Genomic DNA, 17,923 nt, shown 5'->3' with positions numbered 1-17,923 from the left:
TTCAAGGGGAACACCAGCCGGGCCGGGCGCCGCCCGCCCAGCGCCCCGCGGCAGGTGCGGGATCGGCGCCGCTCGGCCAGTGCGGCCGGGCGGCGGTCTGCTCGGCGGCCGGCTCAACGGCCCGGCGGGACAGCGCAAGCAGGGCGAGGGTGAGGACGGCGACCTCCTCGGAGGTCGGGGCGCCGCGCACGACGCGCAGCGCCTGGGGGTCCCGGCCGTTCACTGGGGCTGGTTCCCGTGCTTGCGGCTGGGCAGCGCGCTGTACTTGGCGCGCAGCATCTTCAGGCCGCCGATCAGCTTGGCGCGGGTCTCGCCCGGGTGGATGACGTCGTCGACGAGTCCGTGCTCGGCCGCGTAATAGGGGTGCATCAGCTTGTCCTGGTACTCCTCGATCAGGCGGGCGCGGGTGCCCTCGGGGTCTGCGGACGCGGCGATTTCGCGGCGGAAGATGACGTTGGCCGCGCCCTCCGCGCCCATGACCGCGATCTCGTTGGTCGGCCAGGCCAGCGTCAGGTCGGCGCCGATGGACTGGGAGTCCATGACGATGTACGCGCCGCCGTACGCCTTCCTCAGCACCACGGAGATCCGGGGCACGGTGGCGTTGCAGTACGCGTACAGGAGCTTGGCGCCGTGCCGGATGACGCCGCCGTGCTCCTGGTCGACGCCCGGCAGAAAGCCCGGCACGTCGACGAGGGTGACGAGCGGGATGTTGAACGCGTCGCAGAACTGCACGAAGCGCGCGGCCTTCTCGGAGGAGGAGATGTCGAGTACGCCGGCGAGTTCGCCGGGCTGGTTGGCGACGATGCCCACCACCTGACCGCCGAGCCGGGCCAGCGCGCAGATGATGTTGCCGGCCCAGCGGTGGTGCACCTCGACGTACTCGCCGTCGTCGACGATCTCCTCGATGACCCGGCGCATGTCGTAGGCGCGGCCGCGCTCGGCGGGCACCAGGTCCACCAGGGAGTCGGTGCGCCGGTCCTCGGGGTCCTCCACGCCCGCGCGGGGCGGCAGTTCACGGTTGTTGGCGGGCAGCAGCGTCAGGAGGTAGCGGACCTCCTGAAGGCACTCCTCCTCGGTGTCGTACGCGAACTGGGCGACTCCGGAGACTCCCGTGTGCACGTCGGCGCCGCCCAGTGCGTTCTGGGTGATCTGTTCGCCGGTGACCGCCTGGACCACATCGGGTCCTGTGATGAACATCTGCGAGGTCTCGCGCACCATGAACACGAAGTCGGTGAGCGCCGGCGAATAGGCGGCCCCGCCCGCGCACGGGCCCATGACGACGCTGATCTGCGGGATGACGCCGGAGTTGCGGACATTGCGCTGGAAGATGCCGCCGTATCCGGCGAGCGCGGTGACCCCTTCCTGGATGCGGGCGCCCGCCCCGTCGCACAGGCCGACGATGGGCGCGCCGGCCGCGGCGGCCATGTCCATGATCTTGTGGATCTTGGTGGCGTGTGCCTCGCCGAGCGCCCCGCCGAAGATCCTGAAGTCATGGGCGTACACGAAGACCTCGCGGCCCTCGACCAGTCCCCAGCCGGTGATCACGCCGTCGGAGTGCGGCCGCCTGGCCTCCATGCCGAAGCCGGTGGCCCGGTGCCTGCGCAGCCCCTCCACCTCCGTGAAGGTGTCCTTGTCGAAGAGGAGGGCGATGCGCTCGCGGGCGGTCAGCTTGCCCTTGGCGTGCTGGGCCTCGGTGGCCTTGTCGCCCGGGCCGCCCAGCACGGTCCGCCTGAGCTCCACCAGGTCCGCGACGCGGTCCGCGGTGGCCTTCACCGGCTTGTCGCCGGTCGGGTAGGGCGGGGCGGCGGGTGGCGGGGGCGGAGCGGCGGCGGGGGCGGGCGGGCGCGTGGCCACGTCCGCGTGCAGCTGTGCCCAAGGGGCTTCGTCGATGGTGGTCATCTGCGTCCTTCCACTGGATGCGGTGGGGGGTCGTCGACGGTGGACCGCGGAGCTCCGCGGGGCCATGGCGGCTGTGCCGAGCGGCGCACCTCGTCCAGGAGGTCGGCCTGTTGGAGACAGGCACGCACGTCGGGGAGCGCGGACTGGTCACGGTTTCCGTCGGCCGCGGCCCGGCACGCGGCGGCGAACGCCCTTGCGGTGAGGGCGACTTGGTCGGCGGGCGGCAGCTCGATGCGTTCGGTGACGCCACGCCGCTCCAGCTGAATCACCGGCCGGTGACCGGGGGGCGGGGTGAAGGCGCGCTCCAGGGTGATCCGGCCGTCGCTGCCCCACACTTCGTATGCCGACCGGTAGGAGTGGTGCATGCCGAAGGTCAGTTGGGCGCTGACGCCGTGCTCGTCGCGCAGCAGGGCGGCGCCCGCCGTCTCCACGGCGCTGCCGGGGCCCGCGTGCAGGGTGGCGGCGACGGTGTGCAGCCGCTCGCCGAGGAAGTGGGCGGCGGCCCGGACCGGGTAGACGCCGATGTCGAACAGCGCGCCGCCGCCGAGTTCGGGGGCGTGCCGGATGTCGTGCGCGGGCAGGCGGGGCACGGCGAACGCGGCACTGAAGGAGCGCAGCTCACCGATCGCCCCGCCGGCGAGCAGTTCCCGCACGGCCCGGTGCTGGGGGTGGTGGACGAACATGACGTTCTCCATCAGCGCGAGCGACCGCTCCCCGGCCAGTGCCGACAACGCGCGGGTGCTTGCCGGTTCACAGGTCAGCGGCTTCTCCCCGAGGACGTGTTTGCCGGCCAGCAGCGCCGCCCGGACCCAGGTGGCGTGCAGCGCCGCGGGCAGCGGGACGTACACCGCGTCGACGTCGTCCCGGTCGAGCAGCCGCGCGTAGCCGGTGACGGGGCGGCAGCCGTGACGGCCCGCCAGTTCCGCGGCGCGCGCCGGGTCGCGGCTCGCGATGGCCGTCACCTCGATGCCGTCGGTGGCCGCGAAGGCGGGCAGCATCCTGCGCCGGGCGATGTCCGCGCACCCCAACACCCCGATGCGCAGCGGGCGTTGGGCGCCGGACCGGGTGGATTCAGCCATGGTCACCGAGCTCCGTGGCGGCCAGGCAGGCGGCCAGGGTGCGGGCCTGGACGTTGACGCAGTGCCCCTGCTGGATGAACCGCGACAGCTGTCCTGCGCTCACCCAGCGGTAGCCGGGCGGCTCGTGCAGGGGCGCCTGCGACGCGTCGGCCTCGATCAGCAGATAGCGGCTGACCGCGCCGAGGAAGCGTCCGCCCTCCTCGGAGTGCAGTGCCTCGTAGCGGATGCGGGAGGCGTCGGCCCGCAGCGCCAGGTCCAAGAACGCGGGCCGGTCCGCCTCGGCTCGTCCCTCGTAGGTGTCCGGTGTGCACATCACGGTCGGCGACAGCTCGACGGCTTCTCGCAGTCCGCCCTCGGTCCTGGCGTGCACGAGCAGGTGCGGCACGCCGTCGACGCGACGGGTCAGCATGGCCACGAGGCCCTGGCCGCACGGGCGGATCAGAGGCTGCGTCCAGTGCGTCACCTCGCGGCTGCCGGCCTGGATGGACGCGGCGACGACGTCGAAGTAGCGGCCGTCGGCGCGACGGATGGTGTACGCGTCGCGCTCCCAGTCCGGCAGGCCCGCGAGCGGCACCCGTTCGGTGTGGACGTCGTGCGCGGAGCGGGCCGCGGTGAGCCAGAAGGCGAGTTCGGCATCGGAGTGCAGCGCGGCGGATCCGCCCGCGACGTCCGCCAGGGGCGCGCAGGACAGGACCGTACGGGAGTCCATGTTCACCACGTTGTCCAGCCGCAGCAGCTGGGCGATCTGGCCGAACGTGAGCCAGCAGAAGTCGTCGTGGAGCGGCACGTCGTCCGTGGTCTGCACGATCATGTTCCGGTTGTGCTTGCCGTGGAACCAGGAGCCGTGTTCGGACTGGAGCACGTCGGCAAGCACCTCGGCCCGTCCGGGGCGGGTGAAGTACTCGATGTACCGCACGTCCGTGCCCCGGTGCACCTTGGTGTAGTTGGACCGGGTGGCCTGGACGGTGGGCGAGAGCTGGAGCAGATGGGGATTGCCGGGTTCCATCTTGGCCTGCATCAGACAGTGCAGGACCCCGTCGAACTCCTTGACGAGGATCCCCAGGATGCCGATCTCCGGCTGCCGGATGATGGGCTGGTGCCAGCCGCCCGCGCCCGCGTCCACGCTCACCCGCAGCCCCTCGACGCTGAAGAAGCGCCCGCTGTCGTGGACGAGGTTGCCGGTGCCCTCCTGGGTGCGCCAGCCTTCGAGATCGGCGAAGGCGATGGTCTCGACCCGGAAGGGGTGCGCCGCGCGCCGCTCGGCGAACCACCGGTGGAACTGGCCGAGGTCCATGAACGCGCCCTGGGTGGCCGCCGTCGAACGGGCGATCCGGACGGCCGGGGCCGCGTCGTACCGCGGCCGCAGCGCCGTGGGCACGGCGAGCTTGGGTGACATGGGAGTTGGCTCCTCGAAGTCGTGGGGACGTGACGCGGGCGGGCATGCGGGGGCGCCGGGGCACCGACGGGGCGCGGGGGAAGGGAGCACCCACGGGTGCGGGGAGAGGGAGCACCGACGAGTGCGGGGGGAGGGAGCAGCACCGGCCGCCTGCCGTGGCACGCGGGCGGCGTCGGCGCGGGCGGGCCGGGAGGTTCTAGCGGCCGCCGGCCACGGCGACCGACTCGCCGGTGATGTTCCCGTTGGCCGCCGAGCACAGGAAGAGCACGGTTCTGGCCACGTCGTCGGGGTCGCTCAGCCGCCCGGTGGGTGTCGCGGCGACCTCCCGGGCGCGGACCGGCTCCGGCAGCCCCTTGAGCATCCGCTCGGTCACGGTCAGCCCGGGGCAGACCACGTTGACCAGCAGCCCGTCGCCGCCGAGGTCCCACATGAGGCTGCGGGCCAGGCCGTGCAGGCCTGCCTTGGCCGCCCCGTAGAACTCCTGCCCGCGGTTGCCGCCCAGGGCGTTGTGCGAGGAGATCAGCGCGATCCGGCCCCAGCCCCGCCTGCGCATGCCGGGCACCGCCTGCTGGACGGTGCGGATCACCGGTGCGAGGTTGCCGTCCACGACCGGCAGCCAGTCCTCCTCGGGCACGTTCTCGAAGGGGGTGCCGGGTGTCCTTCGCACACCCCAGCGCACCGCGTTGGCCACCAGGACGTCCAGGGAGCCCCAGCGCTCCTCGACCGCGGCCACCACGCGCTTGGGCGAGGAGGGGTCGTCCAGGGCGTACCGCACGGGGAAGGCACGGTCCTGCTCCGCGCCCAGTTCCTGGGCCAACTCCTCGGCCGCCACCCGGTCGTTGCGGTACGAGACCGCCACTCGGGCCCCTTCCCTTGAGAGGGCCCGGGCCACCGCCCGGCCGATCCCACTGGTCGCTCCCGTGACGAGCGCGGTGCGTCCACTCAGGCCAAGATCCATGTCCGATCCTTCACGTCCGTCGCGTGCTCTGCCTTGCCGGTCTGCCTGCCTGCCTGCTCCAGGCGGTGCTCAGCCCCGGGCCGCCACGAACTCCTTGATGGTGCCGATGACGTAGTCGAGCATCTCGTCGGTGAGGGCGGGATAGACGCCGATCCAGAAGGTGTGCTCGGTGATGAGGTCGCTGTTCGTGAGGTCGCCGACGACCCGGTGCGGCTGGTCGACATAAGCCGGCTGACGGGTGAGGTTGCCGGCGAAGAGCCGGCGGGTGCCGATCTTGCGGTCCTCCAGACGGGCGACGAGTTCGGCCCGGGTGAAGGGCGCGCCGGGAAGGACAGTGAGCACGAAGCCGAACCAGCTGGGGTCGCTGCCCGGGGTGGGCTCCGGGAGCAGGAGGTGGGGCAGGCCGTCCAGGCCTTCGCGCAGCCGGCGCCAGTTGCGTTTGCGGGCGGCGGTGAACTCCTCCAGCCGGGCGAGCTGGCTGAGCCCGAGGGCCGCCTGGAGGTCGGTCGCCTTCAGGTTGTAACCGATGTGCGAGAAGATGTACTTGTGGTCGTAGCCGTGCGGGAGGGTGCCCAGTTGGTAGTCGAACCGCTTGAAGCAGGTGTTGTTCCTGCCGGGTTCGCACCAGCAGTCCCGGCCCCAGTCGCGCAGGGACTCCACGATCCGGGCGAGCTTGAGGTCGGAGGTCAGCACACAGCCGCCCTCGCCCATGGTGAGGTGGTGGGCGGGATAGAAGCTGACGGTGGTCACATCGCCGAAGGTGCCGGTGAGGCGGCCCCGGTAGGTGGTTCCGACCGCGTCGCAGTTGTCCTCGACGAAGTACAGGTCGTGGGCGCGGGCCAGTTCGGCGATCTCCGCCGCTTCGAAGGGGTTGCCGAGCGCGTGGGCGATCATGATCGCGCGGGTCTTGGGGCCGATGGCCCGGGCCACGCGGTCCGCGGTGGTGTTGTACGTGCCCAGCTCCACGTCGACGAAGACGGGCACCAGACCGTTCTGGATGATCGGGTTGACGGTGGTGGGGAACCCGGCCGCGACGGTGATCACTTCGTCGCCGGGCCTGAGCCGGCGCTCGCCCAGGGTGTGGGAGGTCAGGGCCGTCAGGGCGAGGAGGTTGGCCGACGAACCGGAGTTGGTCAGATGGGCCTTGCGTCGCTTGAGGGTCCTGGCGAACCGTGACTCGAAGGTGCGGGAGCTCTTTCCGGCCGCGATACGCAGATCGAGGGCAGCCTCCACCAGCGCGGCCCGGTCCTCCGCGTCCAGCGTCGCCCCGGACGGCCAGATCTCCGTCACCCCCGGCTCGAACGGCCGCTTGTCCCTGATGTCCTCGTGGTATTCGCGGACCTGGTCGAGAATGAGCGCCTTGTCGCCGCGCATCCCTGCCTCCTTCACCATCGGCCTCGGCCCATCCCCGCACCTGTGGGGAGCGCTCCGTACGCACCCAAACTGCGCCACGTGCCTCGAACCGGGCTTGACACGAGATGGACACCCGATGGACCGGACACGCGAGCGGCGTTCGAGCCGGGGCGCCTAGCGTGCGCGCGATGGACATCCACGACACGGCCGTGCCCGACGCCTACCGCATCGAGCCGCGCGCCCTCACCGACGCCCGGGGCACCTTCCACGAGTCGTTCCGGCACGAGGAGTTGGCGCGTGCGACCGGGCATGTGCTGCTCCCCCGGCAGGTCAACCTCTCCTCGTCCAGGCGCGGCACCGTCCGCGGTCTGCACTCGGTGCTGCTGCCGCCCGGGCAGGCCAAGTTCGTCAGTTGTGTACGGGGCGCGGTGCGTGACTTCGTCGTCGACGTACGCCTGGGTTCGCCCGCCTTCGGCGCGTACACCACGGCGGTGCTCGACGCGCACGCCGGCACCGGCATGTTCGTGGCCGACGGGCTGGCCCACGGGTTCGTGGCGCTGACGGACGACGCGTGTGTGAGCTATCTGTGCTCCACCGAGTACGTGCCCGGCACCCAGGTCGACATCTTCCCCTTCGACCCGGACCTCGGCCTGCCCTGGGAGCTGGGGCTGAGCGGGGAGCCGCTGCTCTCGCAGAAGGACGCCGATGCGCCCCCGCTCGCCCGCGCCGCCGACCTCGGGCTGCTCGCCACGTACGACGCGTGCCTGAGTCACTACGCCGACCTGCGGCGTGCGGCACGCCGGGACGGGCCCGCGCCGGGCGGACGGCGGCCGGCCACCGCGTGACGCGCTCGCCGGCCGCTCGCCGGCCCCGACCCGCCGGGCGCCCGCTAGCGGGGGTGGGCGCGGGCCGCGAGCTCCAGGAGCGAGGCGGCCGTCCGGGACGGCGCGGGCAGGGACCGCACCTCGTCGCGCAGGGCCGCCGCCGCTTCGCGGGCGGGGCCGGCGAGCAGTTCCAGCGCGGTGTCCCGCACCCGGACCGCGGCCTCGCTGTCCTGCGCGAGGTCGGCGCCCGGCAGGTGCAGGCCCGCGCCCACGGCGCGCAGCCGCTCACCCGTGAGCAGCTGCTCGGGGCGCGGCGACACCACGAGTTGGGGCACTCCGGCGGCCGCCGCGGTCATCGCGGTGCCACCGCTGCCCTGGTGCACGACGGCCGCGCAGGTGGGAAGCAGCAGATGCGCCACGGACGCGTCCGTGGCGCCGACTTCGTCGGGGAGACGGGTGAGCGCGGCCCGCTGGGCGGGGCCGAGGGCCAGCATCACGTCAAGGCCCTCGGCCGCCAGCAGGCCGGCGGCGGCCAGCAGGGGGTCGGGGTCCGCCCCGGGCCCGCCGGCCGGGCGTGCGCCGGCCTCCCAGGTGACGCACACCCGCGGCCGCGCGGGTGCCCGCAGCAGTCCGGTGGGCAGTTCACCGGGGCCGCTGTACGGCACATGGCGCACCGGCATCCGGAGCTCCGGGGTGGGCAGTTGGAGCATCGGCGGGCATGGGTCGATCCAGCCGAACGGGGTGTGCGCGGGGTCCGCGCCGTGGCGTTCGAACAGGTCGCGGTAGCAGGGCAGCGGGCCGCCCATCGGTGGGGATGCGCCGCCGAGCTCCAGTCGCAGCACCGCGGCGCAGCCCCACAGATGGGCGGCCAGCGGCACCCCGAGCACCTGGGACACGACGGTGCCCGCGTAGGTGGAGGCGTCCGCGACGATGAGATCGGGCCGCCAGGCGCGGGCGACGTCCAGCAGGCCGGGCACCATGTCGTCCGCGATCCCCACCTGACGCTCCACCAGGGAGGCCATGAACCGCCGCCGCTTCTCGTCCAGTTCACCCAGCCGCAGCGGCCAGTCGGCAGGCCAGCCGCGCAGGAGGGCGCGGGCCCCGGCGCCGCCCATGGCGGGCGGCGTGGCGGGGGGCGCGGTGGCGCCGACGGCCACCGCGGTCAGGCCGGCGGCGCCGACCGCCGGGGCGCACTCGGACGGTACGGCGACCAGCACGTCGTGCCCCGCGGCGCGGAAGGCCCAGGCGAGCGGGACCATCGGGAAGAGATGCGCGGACGGGGACCAGGTGGTGAAGAGAATGCGCACGGGGCTCCTTCGGACGGTCGACGTGGCGCGCGGCTCACTTCACGAAGGGGCCGGCCCCCCGGGGCAGGTCCCGCGCCGCGCCTTCGCCCAGCCAGGTGAGCAGGGCGCGGCGGCGCTCCTGCGCGTCCTGGGCCAGGGTGTCGGGACGGGCGACGGCGAGGCGTTCGGCGGTGACGCGTACGCCGTCGGCCTCCTCGGCCAGCCGCCAGGTGCGCCGGTACAGCGCGAACTCGGCGGGCGGGTCGAGGTGTTTGACGACGACGGTGTGCGGCGCGCGGCCGATGTGGACGGTGCGGCCGTCGTGCGTGGTGCCGTCGGGGTGCTCGGTGGCCGCGGTCCCGAACCCGGCCGTCTCCCCGGTCGCCGGTCCCCCGAGCCCCAAGTCGGCGGACAACCGTGCGTGGACGTCCTTGACGGTGCCGGGCACGAGCGTGTCCCGCGCGGCGCGCAGCACCAGGGGCGACTGCTGTTCGCGGCCCTCGACGGCCTCCTTGAGGGTGCGCATCTGAAGGGCGCCGTGCCGGTCCAGCTCCCCTGCGGTGAGCGCCGGGTCCTCGTCGGTGGTGAACCAGTGGTGCGACTCGACGCGGCAGCCGCCGCCCTCCAGATCGGTGAACAGCCACTCGCCGCCCAGCTCGCGAATGGCACCCACGCTGCCCCGCTGCTCGAAGACCATGCGCAGCGTGTCGTCGTGCAGGCTGCGCCGGGACTGCCAGATCCGCAGGCCGCCTTCGGGGCCCGGGCGCACCGCCCAGAACGTGGCCAGGTCCTCGATGCCGCTCCGCTCGACGATCTCGGTGTGCACGATCCACGGGTACAGCAGCGGCCAGCCGGTCACGTCGGTGAGCGTGCGGTAGACCAGCTCGGCCGGTGCGTCGACGGTGATCGCGGCCTGTGTGCGGTGGATCTCCCGCGCCGCCGCGGGACCCGTCCCGCGTGCGGCATCGGTGATGATCTCGGTCATGGTCACAGTGCTCCTAGCAGAGTCGGGCGGCGGTTCAGGAGGTGGCGCGGGCTTCCAGGTGGCCGACCAGTTCACTCGGCAGCGGCATGGCCTCGATCTCCTGGCGGACCTCACGGGCGTGTTCGGCATACCGGGGCTCGCCCAGCACGTCCTCGATCGCGGTGCGCAGGGCGCCGGGGGTGGACTGCCGGTCGGGCGCGAGGATGGTCCCGGCCTTGGCCTGCTCGACCAGTTCGCCCCACAGCCACTGGGTGGACTCGGTGGTGTCGGGCACCGTGACCTGCGGGACGCCGTGGGCGAAGCCCGTCATGCCGGTGCCGGCGCCTCCGTGGTGCACGAGCAGGTCGCAGGTGGGCATGAGGGCGCCCAGCGGTACCCAGCCGGTGGTCCGCACATGGGCGGGCAGCGGGGTCCTGACTTCCTCGGCGCCGGCCACGGCCAGGACGACCTCGGCGTCCAAGTCGGCCACCTCCTCCAGGAGTTGGCGACGGCGGTCGGCGAAGTTGCTGGTGGTGATGCCGCCGGACAGCACCACCCGGGGCCGGTCCGGGCGGTCGAGCAGGTGGCCGGGGACCTCGCCCGGCCCGTTGTAGGGGATGTAGCGCATGGGCACGCGCGGCACCCGGCCGGGGCGGCGCAGCGCGGGCGGGCAGGTGTCGATCCAGGTGTCGGTGCCGATCCTGGGCTCGACGCCGAAGCGTTCGAACATCCGGATGTAGGCGGGCGGCACCTCCTTCTCTTCGAGGAAGTAGATGCCGACGGGCTGGCACCAGCTGTAGCCGACCGCCGGTACGCCGACCGCCGCGGCGGCGACCAGGCCCACGACCGCGCCGATGTCGTACACGACCAGGTCGGGGCGCCAGGCGCGGGCGAAGGCGACCAGATCGTCGGCGAGCGAGTCGGCGAGTCCGATGAGCTGGGAGGCCCAGCTCATGCGGCGCTCCTCGGACCAGGGCAGCGGGCCCATCGGCCAGTCCTCGGGGATCCGTTCGGGCCGCTCGGTGCTGTCCGGGATGCGCCAGGAGGCGAAGGCGTCGCCGGCCGCACGGTCGCCGATGGGTACGGCGATCAGGCCTGCGGCCTTGACGCGGTCGAGGGACTGCGGCCGGGCCGCGACCCGCACGTCGTGGCCCGCCAGTTGAGTGGCCCAGGCCAGTGGTACGGCCCAGGGGACATGACTTGCCCCGTGGGCGACAAAGAGGACACGCATGCTGTCGTCACCTGCCTGAGGTCGAGGAACGTACGTTCTGCGGGGGTGAGGGCGGTTCGTGGTCCGGCCGCGGTCAGTCGCGGGGCCGGCCGGGCAGCGCAAGACCCGGCAGGAGGGTGAGCGCGCTGATGGCCAGCGCCCACCAGAACGTCGTGCCGAACGCGTCGGCCAGGCGGGCGCCCTGCCCGTCGCTCTGGTGCTGGAGGACGATGACGAGGGTGGCCGTGCCGAGCGAGCCTCCGATGCGGTGCACGACGTTGTTGATGCCGGCCGCCTGCGGCATCTGGTGCGGTTCGATGCTCTGGAAGACGGCGGTGATCATCGGGGACATGGCCCCGCCGAGACCCAGACCGCGCACGAACAGCGCGGTGCCGAGAAGGAGTTCACTCGGCGCGTGACCGACCTGGGTGTAGGCCAGGGTGCCCACCATGGCCAGGGCGATGCCGATCAGGATGACGGTGCGCAGGCCGAGACGGCTGGTGAGCCGGCCCGCGAAGAACATGGCGACCGCGATGCCCAGGTCCTGCGGGATCAGCAGGAGTCCTGCGTGCAGCGCGTCCTGGCCGCGGGCCTGCTGGTAGTAGAGCGGCAGCATGAACATGGAGCTGAAGAGGGCGGCGCCGACCAGGAACGAGGTCAGCATCGCCTGGGAGAAGGCGCGCCGGGCGAACAGCCGGAGATCCAGTACGGGTGAGGAGCCGGGACGCAGCGCGTGCACGGCGTATCCGATCAGCAGCAGCGCGCCGACGGCGACGGGGGCGTGCACGATGGTGTCGGCGAAGCTGTGGCCGTTGCCGGTCTCGGAGAATCCGTAGATGATCGCGGCGAGTCCTGGTGAGATCAGCGCGAGCCCGAGCACATCGAGCTTCTGGCCGCCCTCGGGGGTGCTCCTGGGCAGCACCCGGGCGGCCAGGAGCAGGGTGAGCGCGCCGAGCGGGATGTTGATGTAGAAGATCCACTGCCAGCTGAGCAGGCCGATGAGGACACCGCCGACGACCGGGCCGAGCGCGGGTGCGAAGGTCAGCGGGATGATCAGCAGGCTCATCACCCGGCCGATGCGCTGGGGTCCCGCGGCCTGGGCGATCATCGACTGGCCGATGGGCTGGATGAGCCCGCCGCCGAGGCCCTGGAGCACGCGGAAGAGGATCAGCGAGGCGGCCGACCAGGCCAGGCCGCACAGCGCCGAGCCGAGGACGAAGCAGGCCACCGAGGTCATCCAGACGCGCTTGGCGCCGAACCGGTTGGTGGCCCAGCCGCTGATCGGGGCGACCAGTGCGAACGCCAGCAGGTAGCCGGTGCTGATCCACTGCACTGTGGCGAGCGAACTGCCGAAGTCGCTGCGGATGGCCTCGATGCCGACGTTGACGACGGTGGAGTCGAGTACGGCGAGGATCGTGCCGAGCACCAGGACGCTGCCGAGTTTGAGGACGGCGGGTTCCAGACGATCGCTCGGTCGGGCCGCCGTGGCACGCACGGTCGTGGACATGACTGTCTTCCCTTGGGTCGGTCGGAAAGGGGGCAGGCGAAACGAGGGAAACGGGACAAGCGCGGGGAAAACGGGGGGAGAAACGGGGGAACCGCGAGACGCAGAGAGGAAAAGGGTGCTGCGGCCCGCCGGGGGAATCGCGGGCCGCAGCGGTTCGTGGGGGCCGCCGGGTGGGACTGCCGGGGGTCAGGGGACGAGGACGATCCGGCCCAGCTGCATGCGGTCCTCCATCAACTGGTGGGCCTTCGCGGCCTCTTCCAGCGGCAGTTCGGTGTGTACGACGGGCCGCACCGCGCCGCTGAGCACCATCGCGCACACTTCCTCGACGATCCGGTCGAAGTTGTCGACCTGGCTGTCCATGACGCCCATGGAGAAGTGCGTGACGTACTTGCCCGCCAGGTCCTCCAGCGCGATCTTGGGCAGCTCCAGGCCGCCGCCTGCCGAGCCGTAGAAGACCAGCCGGCCGAACGGCTTCAACAGGGCGATGCTCTTGGGCGTGATGTCGGCGCCGACGCTGTCGAGGACGATGTCGACCCCGGCGCCGCCGGTGGCCGCGCGGACCTCCTCCTCCCAGCCCTCACGGCTGTAGTCGACGGCGTGGTCGGCGCCCAGCTCCTTGGTGAACGCCAGCTTCGCGGGGTCCTTGGCCGTGGCGATCACGGTGCCGGCGCCCAGCGCCTTGACCATCTGGATCACGAGGTGGCCGATCGCCCCGGCGCCCGCGTGCACCAGGACGCTCTCGCCCTTCTTCAGGTACGCGGCCTGGACGACTTCGAGGCCGACCTGGGCGGGCGAGCTGAGCATGGTGGCCTGCGCGGCGTCCATCTGCGCGGGAACGCGGACCACGTCCTTCACCCGCGCCAGGGAGTACTCGGCGAAGGCGTCCTTAAAGATGACGCTGGCCACCCGGTCACCGATCTGCCACCCCTGGACCCCGGGGCCGAGGGCGTCAATGAAGCCCACCGCGTCACCGCCGGGGCTCGCGGGCAGCTGAAGCCCTTCCCCGTAGTAGAACTCTCCGGCGCGCTCCTGGATCCCGGCGAAGTTGACGCCGATGGCCTCGGCCCGGATCCGTACCTGCCCGGGACCCGGCTCGGGCTTGGCGACCTCGTCGACCTGGAGTACCTCCGGCGTTCCGTGCTGGTGGTAGCGGACGATGCGCATGGGTCTCTCTTTCTGTAGCTCCAGGGACCGCGGCTGCCGGCTCCCGAGGGAGTGGCCTTGCGCCCGGCCGCGGGCGCGAGGGGACCGGCGGCGGGCGCGAGGGACCGTGCCGCTCGGCGCGGTGTCGGTGCGTTCAGCCTCGCGCGCGTCACTGGAGTCCTGGCCGAGCCCCGGCGGACCCGCCGGGCGCGCGCCTCACGCCTCGGGGGTCACACCCGCGAAGAGGTCGTCCTCGGGCAGTTCGGTGGTCACATGGCTGCGCGCGAGGTGGTAGTCCTCGGTGGGCCAGGCCTGCTGTTCGATCTCCAACGGGCAGGAGCGCTCGGGGCCGTTGGGGTTGACCTGCGTGACGTGGGCGAGCAGCGCCCGCAGCCGGGTCGGGAACCACTCGGCGCACTCCACCCGCGAGGTGATCCCCCACTTCTCCTCGACGCCTTCGAGCTCCTTGAGGACCTCGCCGTGCGGCGAGTCGAGTCCGGCGGCCGTCATGGCCTCGTAGATGGCCTTGAAGTACGCCTTGCTGAAGGCGAGCGTGTAGTAGAGCTTCAGCGGCTGCCAGGGCTCACCGGTGCCGGGGTAACGGGCCGCGTCCCCGGCCGCGTTGAACGCCTCCATCGTGACCTGGTGGGTCTTGATGTGGTCGGGGTGCGGGTAACCGCCGTTCTCGTCGTAGGTCACGACGACGTGCGGGCGGAAGGCGCGCATCGCGGCGACCAGGGGCCGGGAGGCGGTCTCCAGGGGCTGGACGGCGAAGCAGTCCTCGGGCAGCGACTCGCCCTCGGCGGGCAGCCCGGAGTCGGTGAAGCCGAGGAACTGCTGGCGCACGCCGAGGATTTCGCGGGCCCGCTCCATCTCAAGGCGGCGCAGCCGGGGCAGGTCGGCCCACACCTCGGGGCGGTCCATGGCGGGGTTGAGTACGTCTCCGCGCTCGCCGCCGGTCATGGTGGCGACCAGGACGTCGACGCCCTCGTCCTGATAGCGGGCCAGGGTCGCCGCCCCCTTGCTCGACTCGTCGTCCGGGTGGGCGTGCACGGCCATCAGGCGCAGTCCGGTGCGGGAGGGTGAGGTGGACCTGGTCATGCGGAATCTCCTGTACGGCTGGGGTGCGGTGGGGATGGTGGGGACGGGTGAGGGTGGCGCGGGCGCGCAGGGGCGGGCGGCCCCTCACCCCTTGCCGGGGGCGTGCCTGGGGTACAGGGCGGCGGGCAGGAGGGTCAGGGCGCCGAACGCCAGGGCCCACCGGAAGGTGTGGGCGTAGGCGCTCGCGGCGCCGACGCCGTGCGCCTGGGCGTGGGCGTGGGCGAGGGCGCTCTGAAGGATGACGGCGAGCACGGCGGTGCCCAGGGAGCCGCCGACGCGGTTGAGGACGGTACGGGCGCTGGTGGCGGCGGCCGCCTGGCTCCGGTCGACCGAGGTGTACGTCGCGGCGACGTTCGGCGGGACCACCGCCCCGAGGCCCACCCCGCGGACGAACAGGGCCACCGTGAGCAGGAGTTCCCCGGGGGCGTCGGCGGCCAGCGCGAAGGGGAGGGTGCCGACGATGGTGAGCGCGATGCCCACGAGGACGGTGTTGCGCGGCCCGTACCGGTCGGTGAGCCGTCCCGCGAGCGGGGTGACCAGCGCGCTGCCCAGCGCCTGGGGGGCGAGCATGAGACCGGCCTGGAGGGCGCTGACGCCCTTCACCTCCATGAAGTACAGCGGCAGCAGCAGCATCGAGGAGTACAGCGCCGCGCCCAGCAGGAAGGTGTTGACGGCGGCCAGGGTGAAGCCGCGGCCGGCGAACAGCCGCAGGTCCAGCAGCGGCGCCCGGGTGGTGCGCAGCGCGTGCACGACGTACCCGGCGAGGAAGGTGACGCCGACCGCGAGGGCCACGGCCTGCGTGAGGTCGGTGCCGCCGCCCTGTCCGTACCGGGCCAGGCCGTAGACCAGCGCGGCGAGTCCGGTGGGGAGCAGGGTCAGGCCGATGCCGTCGGGCCGTACGGAGGTGTCGCGTTCGCCGCTGTCGGCCGGGACCAGCCGGATCGCGAGGGCGAGCGCCACAAGGCCGACGGGGATGTTGACGAGGAACAGCCAGCGCCAGCCCGCCCATTGGACCAGGACACCGCCGAGTACGGGCCCGAGGATCGGCGCGACGGAGACGGGCACGGTGATGATGCCGACCAGCCGTCCGATGCGCTGGGGGCCCGCGTGGCGGGCGACCAGCGCCTGACCGACGGGCTGCATGAGCCCGCCGCCGACGCCCTGAAGGACGCGGAAGGCGATCAGGGAGGAGCCCGACCAGGCCAGGCCGCACAGCGCGGACGCGGCGATGAACAGGGCGACCGCGGCGAGCCAGACACGCCGGCCGCCGTACCTCTTCTGGAGCCAGCCGGAGAGCGGGGCGACGAAGGCGACGGTGAGCAGATATCCGGCGCTCACCCACTGCACGGTCGCCATGGGGGTGTGCAGACCCTCGGCCATCGGGCCGAGGCCGACGTTGACGATGGTCGCGTCGAGCTGGGCGAGCACGGCGCCCAGGATCAGCACCGAGCCGAGCCGCACCAGCGCCGGGTCCAGGGGCTCGGGTCGCGGACGGGAGGAGGTGTCGCGGCGGGCGACCGTGGGGTCCAAGGTGCCTCCTGGGCCGTGGGTTTTCTTGACGGACACAAATTTAGGTCGCACCAAATTTTTTGTCAAACCAATCTTTATGTTGGCCAAATCAAGTGGGTACGATGAACGCATGACCGAGGCGAGAACCACCGAGGCGCGGGCCCCCGAAGAGGGCCGACGCGGGCGCAAGAAGCGCGAGACACGCGAGCGACTGGCCCATGTCGCGACGCTGATGTTCATCGAGCGCGGCTTCGAGAACGTGACGATCACCGAGATCGCCGAGGCCGCCGATGTCTCCAAGATGACCGTCAGCAACTACTTCCCGCTCAAGGAGGATCTGGTCTTCGACGCCTACGAGGGGCTGGTGGACAGCCTGGCCCGGGTGGTGCGCGAACGCGCCGTGGGAGAGTCCGCGCTGCACGCCCTGCACCGCGTCTTCGTCACCTCCCTCGACCGGCAGCATCCGGTGAACGGCCGCTGCACGCCCGGCTTCGCCCGGCTCGTGTACGACAGCCCCCGGTTGCGCGCCCGGGAGCGCGAGCTGGACGAGCAGCGCGAGGCGGCACTCGCCGAGGCCCTTGCCGACGCGACCGGGGCCGGACCGGAGGATCCCGTATCCCCCTTGAGCGCGGCTCAACTCGCCGCCGTCCACCGCGCGTTGTGCCGCCGGGTACGGGCCCTGTGCCGCACCGCCACACCCGCGGTCCAGCTCCGCGAGGAGATGACCGAACTGGCCGCCACCGCCTTCGGCATGCTTGAGCCGGCCTTCGGCGCGTACTGCGTACGGGAGCCGTAGCAGCCCCACCCCGTGCCCTGCGCACAAGGACGCCGCACGGCAGGCCGGGCGGCCCCGGCCGCCCGCTCCGGTGCACGCCGGTCGAGCGGGGCTCGACCGCCGCGCGCCAGACTCCCCGCCACACGAGCCTGCCGGGCGTACCGGCGGCTGGCACGAGAGGAGTGGGCGTTGTCCGCGACGACCGCAACGACACAGCCCGGCACCGAGCCGGCTCCCCCGGCCGGGACACCCGGCACCGAACCGGGCAACAACCTCACCGGGTTCACCCTCACCCACGACCTGATCCGCCGGGTGATCCCGGAGCTGGGCCGGCGGCTGGCGGGCGCCGCGGCGGCCGGCGTCCTGGACGCGAACGCCGTGGACCGCCTGAGCGCCTGGTGGCAGATGTTCACCACCATCCTGGACGGACACCACACCAGCGAGGACTCGCACGTGTGGCCCGTCGTCCTGGAGGCCGAGCCGGGCCTGGCCGGCGTCGCACGCACGCTGGAGGACCAGCACGCCTCGCTCGACGACCACCTGGCAGCCATCGACGAGGGCCTGCGCCGGCTCGTGTCCGGGCAGGGCGAGCGGGAGGTCCGGCTCACCGGACTGCTGGCCCGCATCGCCGAGTTCGACGCCCTGATGCACGACCACCTCAGGCTGGAGGAGCGCACGATGGTGCCGGTCCTGCGCGAGAAGGTGAGCGCCGAGGCGTACCGGGCGATGCTCGCCTCCCTCGCCTCGGGGCACGACCCCCTCGACTTCGTGCCGACGATGCCGCTGCTGCTGGAGAAGGCGGCCCCCGAGGCCGTGACCTTCATGCTCGGCGGCATGCCCCCGGCGCTGCGGGCCCGCTACGAGGCCGAGTTCGAGCCCGCCTACCGGGCACTGGTGGCCGCGCTGCCCGCGGCCTGAG

Annotated in this window: 16 protein-coding genes; 3 read left to right on the top strand and 13 right to left on the bottom strand. The window is 72.6% G+C overall.

The window, feature by feature from the left end:
• Window position 1: 1 nt before the first annotated feature.
• The 6 genes from ACGFW5_RS09780 to rfbH all read right to left on the bottom strand — a co-directional run bounded on the left by ACGFW5_RS09780 (window position 2) and on the right by rfbH (window position 6,706).
• Complete coding sequence (locus tag ACGFW5_RS09780) at window positions 2–223, bottom strand: acyl-CoA carboxylase epsilon subunit (protein WP_393833648.1); 222 nt, start codon at window positions 221–223, stop codon at window positions 2–4.
• Window positions 220–1,899: an acyl-CoA carboxylase subunit beta gene (locus ACGFW5_RS09775; protein WP_393833647.1), complete on the bottom strand. Its 1,680-nt coding sequence runs from the start codon at window positions 1,897–1,899 to the stop codon at window positions 220–222. Before ACGFW5_RS09775 ends, ACGFW5_RS09780 begins: the two co-directional genes overlap by 4 nt.
• Complete coding sequence (locus ACGFW5_RS09770) at window positions 1,896–2,978, bottom strand: Gfo/Idh/MocA family protein (protein WP_393833646.1); 1,083 nt, start codon at window positions 2,976–2,978, stop codon at window positions 1,896–1,898. Before ACGFW5_RS09770 ends, ACGFW5_RS09775 begins: the two co-directional genes overlap by 4 nt.
• The gene (locus tag ACGFW5_RS09765) at window positions 2,971–4,374 is read right to left on the bottom strand and encodes an NDP-hexose 2,3-dehydratase family protein (protein ID WP_393833645.1); all 1,404 of its coding nucleotides are present in this window, start codon (window positions 4,372–4,374) and stop codon (window positions 2,971–2,973) included. The genes ACGFW5_RS09770 and ACGFW5_RS09765 overlap by 8 nt, the downstream gene beginning before the upstream one ends.
• 196 nt (window positions 4,375–4,570) lie before the next feature.
• Window positions 4,571–5,332, bottom strand: a complete 762-nt coding sequence (locus ACGFW5_RS09760; protein ID WP_393833644.1) for an SDR family NAD(P)-dependent oxidoreductase — start codon at window positions 5,330–5,332, stop codon at window positions 4,571–4,573.
• Between the two features lie 69 nt (window positions 5,333–5,401).
• On the bottom strand, window positions 5,402–6,706 hold the full coding sequence (gene rfbH / locus ACGFW5_RS09755) for a lipopolysaccharide biosynthesis protein RfbH (protein WP_393833643.1): 1,305 nt from the start codon (window positions 6,704–6,706) through the stop codon (window positions 5,402–5,404).
• A gap of 167 nt (window positions 6,707–6,873) precedes the next feature.
• Here rfbH and ACGFW5_RS09750 point away from each other — a divergent pair, with 167 nt between their 5' ends.
• Window positions 6,874–7,530, top strand: coding sequence for a dTDP-4-dehydrorhamnose 3,5-epimerase family protein (locus ACGFW5_RS09750; protein ID WP_393833642.1), 657 nt, complete (start codon window positions 6,874–6,876; stop codon window positions 7,528–7,530).
• A 44-nt stretch (window positions 7,531–7,574) separates the two neighbouring features.
• Here the strand turns inward: ACGFW5_RS09750 and ACGFW5_RS09745 are convergent, their stop codons facing one another.
• From ACGFW5_RS09745 to ACGFW5_RS09715, 7 genes are all read right to left on the bottom strand, one after another.
• Complete coding sequence (locus ACGFW5_RS09745) at window positions 7,575–8,816, bottom strand: nucleotide disphospho-sugar-binding domain-containing protein (protein WP_393833641.1); 1,242 nt, start codon at window positions 8,814–8,816, stop codon at window positions 7,575–7,577.
• A gap of 34 nt (window positions 8,817–8,850) precedes the next feature.
• Window positions 8,851–9,780 (bottom strand): SRPBCC family protein, encoded by a 930-nt coding sequence (locus ACGFW5_RS09740; RefSeq protein ID WP_393833640.1) that lies wholly within the window; start codon window positions 9,778–9,780, stop codon window positions 8,851–8,853.
• A gap of 34 nt (window positions 9,781–9,814) precedes the next feature.
• Window positions 9,815–10,990, bottom strand: a complete 1,176-nt coding sequence (locus ACGFW5_RS09735; protein WP_393833639.1) for a nucleotide disphospho-sugar-binding domain-containing protein — start codon at window positions 10,988–10,990, stop codon at window positions 9,815–9,817.
• Between the two features lie 73 nt (window positions 10,991–11,063).
• Entirely contained in the window at window positions 11,064–12,476 is a 1,413-nt protein-coding gene (locus ACGFW5_RS09730) for a DHA2 family efflux MFS transporter permease subunit (RefSeq protein WP_393833638.1), read from the bottom strand.
• A 186-nt stretch (window positions 12,477–12,662) separates the two neighbouring features.
• Window positions 12,663–13,640: a zinc-binding alcohol dehydrogenase family protein gene (locus ACGFW5_RS09725; protein WP_393833637.1), complete on the bottom strand. Its 978-nt coding sequence runs from the start codon at window positions 13,638–13,640 to the stop codon at window positions 12,663–12,665.
• Window positions 13,641–13,835: 195 nt separating this feature from the next.
• Window positions 13,836–14,720 (bottom strand): mycothiol conjugate amidase Mca, encoded by an 885-nt coding sequence (gene mca / locus ACGFW5_RS09720; protein WP_393833636.1) that lies wholly within the window; start codon window positions 14,718–14,720, stop codon window positions 13,836–13,838.
• Window positions 14,721–14,804: 84 nt separating this feature from the next.
• Entirely contained in the window at window positions 14,805–16,250 is a 1,446-nt protein-coding gene (locus ACGFW5_RS09715; protein WP_393833635.1) for an MDR family MFS transporter, read from the bottom strand.
• A gap of 109 nt (window positions 16,251–16,359) precedes the next feature.
• Here ACGFW5_RS09715 and ACGFW5_RS09710 point away from each other — a divergent pair, with 109 nt between their 5' ends.
• Window positions 16,360–17,025, top strand: a complete 666-nt coding sequence (locus ACGFW5_RS09710; RefSeq protein ID WP_393833634.1) for a TetR/AcrR family transcriptional regulator — start codon at window positions 16,360–16,362, stop codon at window positions 17,023–17,025.
• Window positions 17,026–17,193: 168 nt separating this feature from the next.
• Window positions 17,194–17,922 carry a hemerythrin domain-containing protein gene (locus ACGFW5_RS09705; RefSeq protein ID WP_393833633.1) on the top strand — a complete coding sequence of 243 codons (729 nt, stop codon included), beginning with the start codon at window positions 17,194–17,196 and terminating at the stop codon, window positions 17,920–17,922.
• The last annotated feature ends 1 nt before the right edge of the window (window position 17,923 follow it).

Origin of the sequence: Streptomyces sp. NPDC048416 (genome assembly GCF_043200435.1) — a bacterium.
GTDB lineage: Bacteria > Actinomycetota > Actinomycetes > Streptomycetales > Streptomycetaceae > Streptomyces.
Note: the sequence above shows the minus strand (reverse complement) of the source record. Positions and strands in the feature narration are given on the sequence as shown.

Bases quoted from the DNA above. Each gene is read 5' to 3' on its own strand.
- ACGFW5_RS09775 (WP_393833647.1), bottom strand. From the start codon at position 1,899: ATGACCACCATCGACGAAGCCCCTTGGGCACAGCTGCACGCGGACGTG.
- ACGFW5_RS09765 (WP_393833645.1), bottom strand. From the start codon at position 4,374: ATGTCACCCAAGCTCGCCGTGCCCACGGCGCTGCGGCCGCGGTACGAC.
- ACGFW5_RS09730 (WP_393833638.1), bottom strand. From the start codon at position 12,476: ATGTCCACGACCGTGCGTGCCACGGCGGCCCGACCGAGCGATCGTCTG.
- mca (WP_393833636.1), bottom strand. From the start codon at position 14,720: ATGACCAGGTCCACCTCACCCTCCCGCACCGGACTGCGCCTGATGGCC.
- ACGFW5_RS09770 (WP_393833646.1), bottom strand. From the start codon at position 2,978: ATGGCTGAATCCACCCGGTCCGGCGCCCAACGCCCGCTGCGCATCGGG.
- ACGFW5_RS09710 (WP_393833634.1), top strand. From the start codon at position 16,360: ATGACCGAGGCGAGAACCACCGAGGCGCGGGCCCCCGAAGAGGGCCGA.
- ACGFW5_RS09735 (WP_393833639.1), bottom strand. From the start codon at position 10,990: ATGCGTGTCCTCTTTGTCGCCCACGGGGCAAGTCATGTCCCCTGGGCC.
- ACGFW5_RS09740 (WP_393833640.1), bottom strand. From the start codon at position 9,780: ATGACCGAGATCATCACCGATGCCGCACGCGGGACGGGTCCCGCGGCG.
- ACGFW5_RS09760 (WP_393833644.1), bottom strand. From the start codon at position 5,332: ATGGATCTTGGCCTGAGTGGACGCACCGCGCTCGTCACGGGAGCGACC.
- ACGFW5_RS09750 (WP_393833642.1), top strand. From the start codon at position 6,874: ATGGACATCCACGACACGGCCGTGCCCGACGCCTACCGCATCGAGCCG.
- ACGFW5_RS09725 (WP_393833637.1), bottom strand. From the start codon at position 13,640: ATGCGCATCGTCCGCTACCACCAGCACGGAACGCCGGAGGTACTCCAG.
- rfbH (WP_393833643.1), bottom strand. From the start codon at position 6,706: ATGCGCGGCGACAAGGCGCTCATTCTCGACCAGGTCCGCGAATACCAC.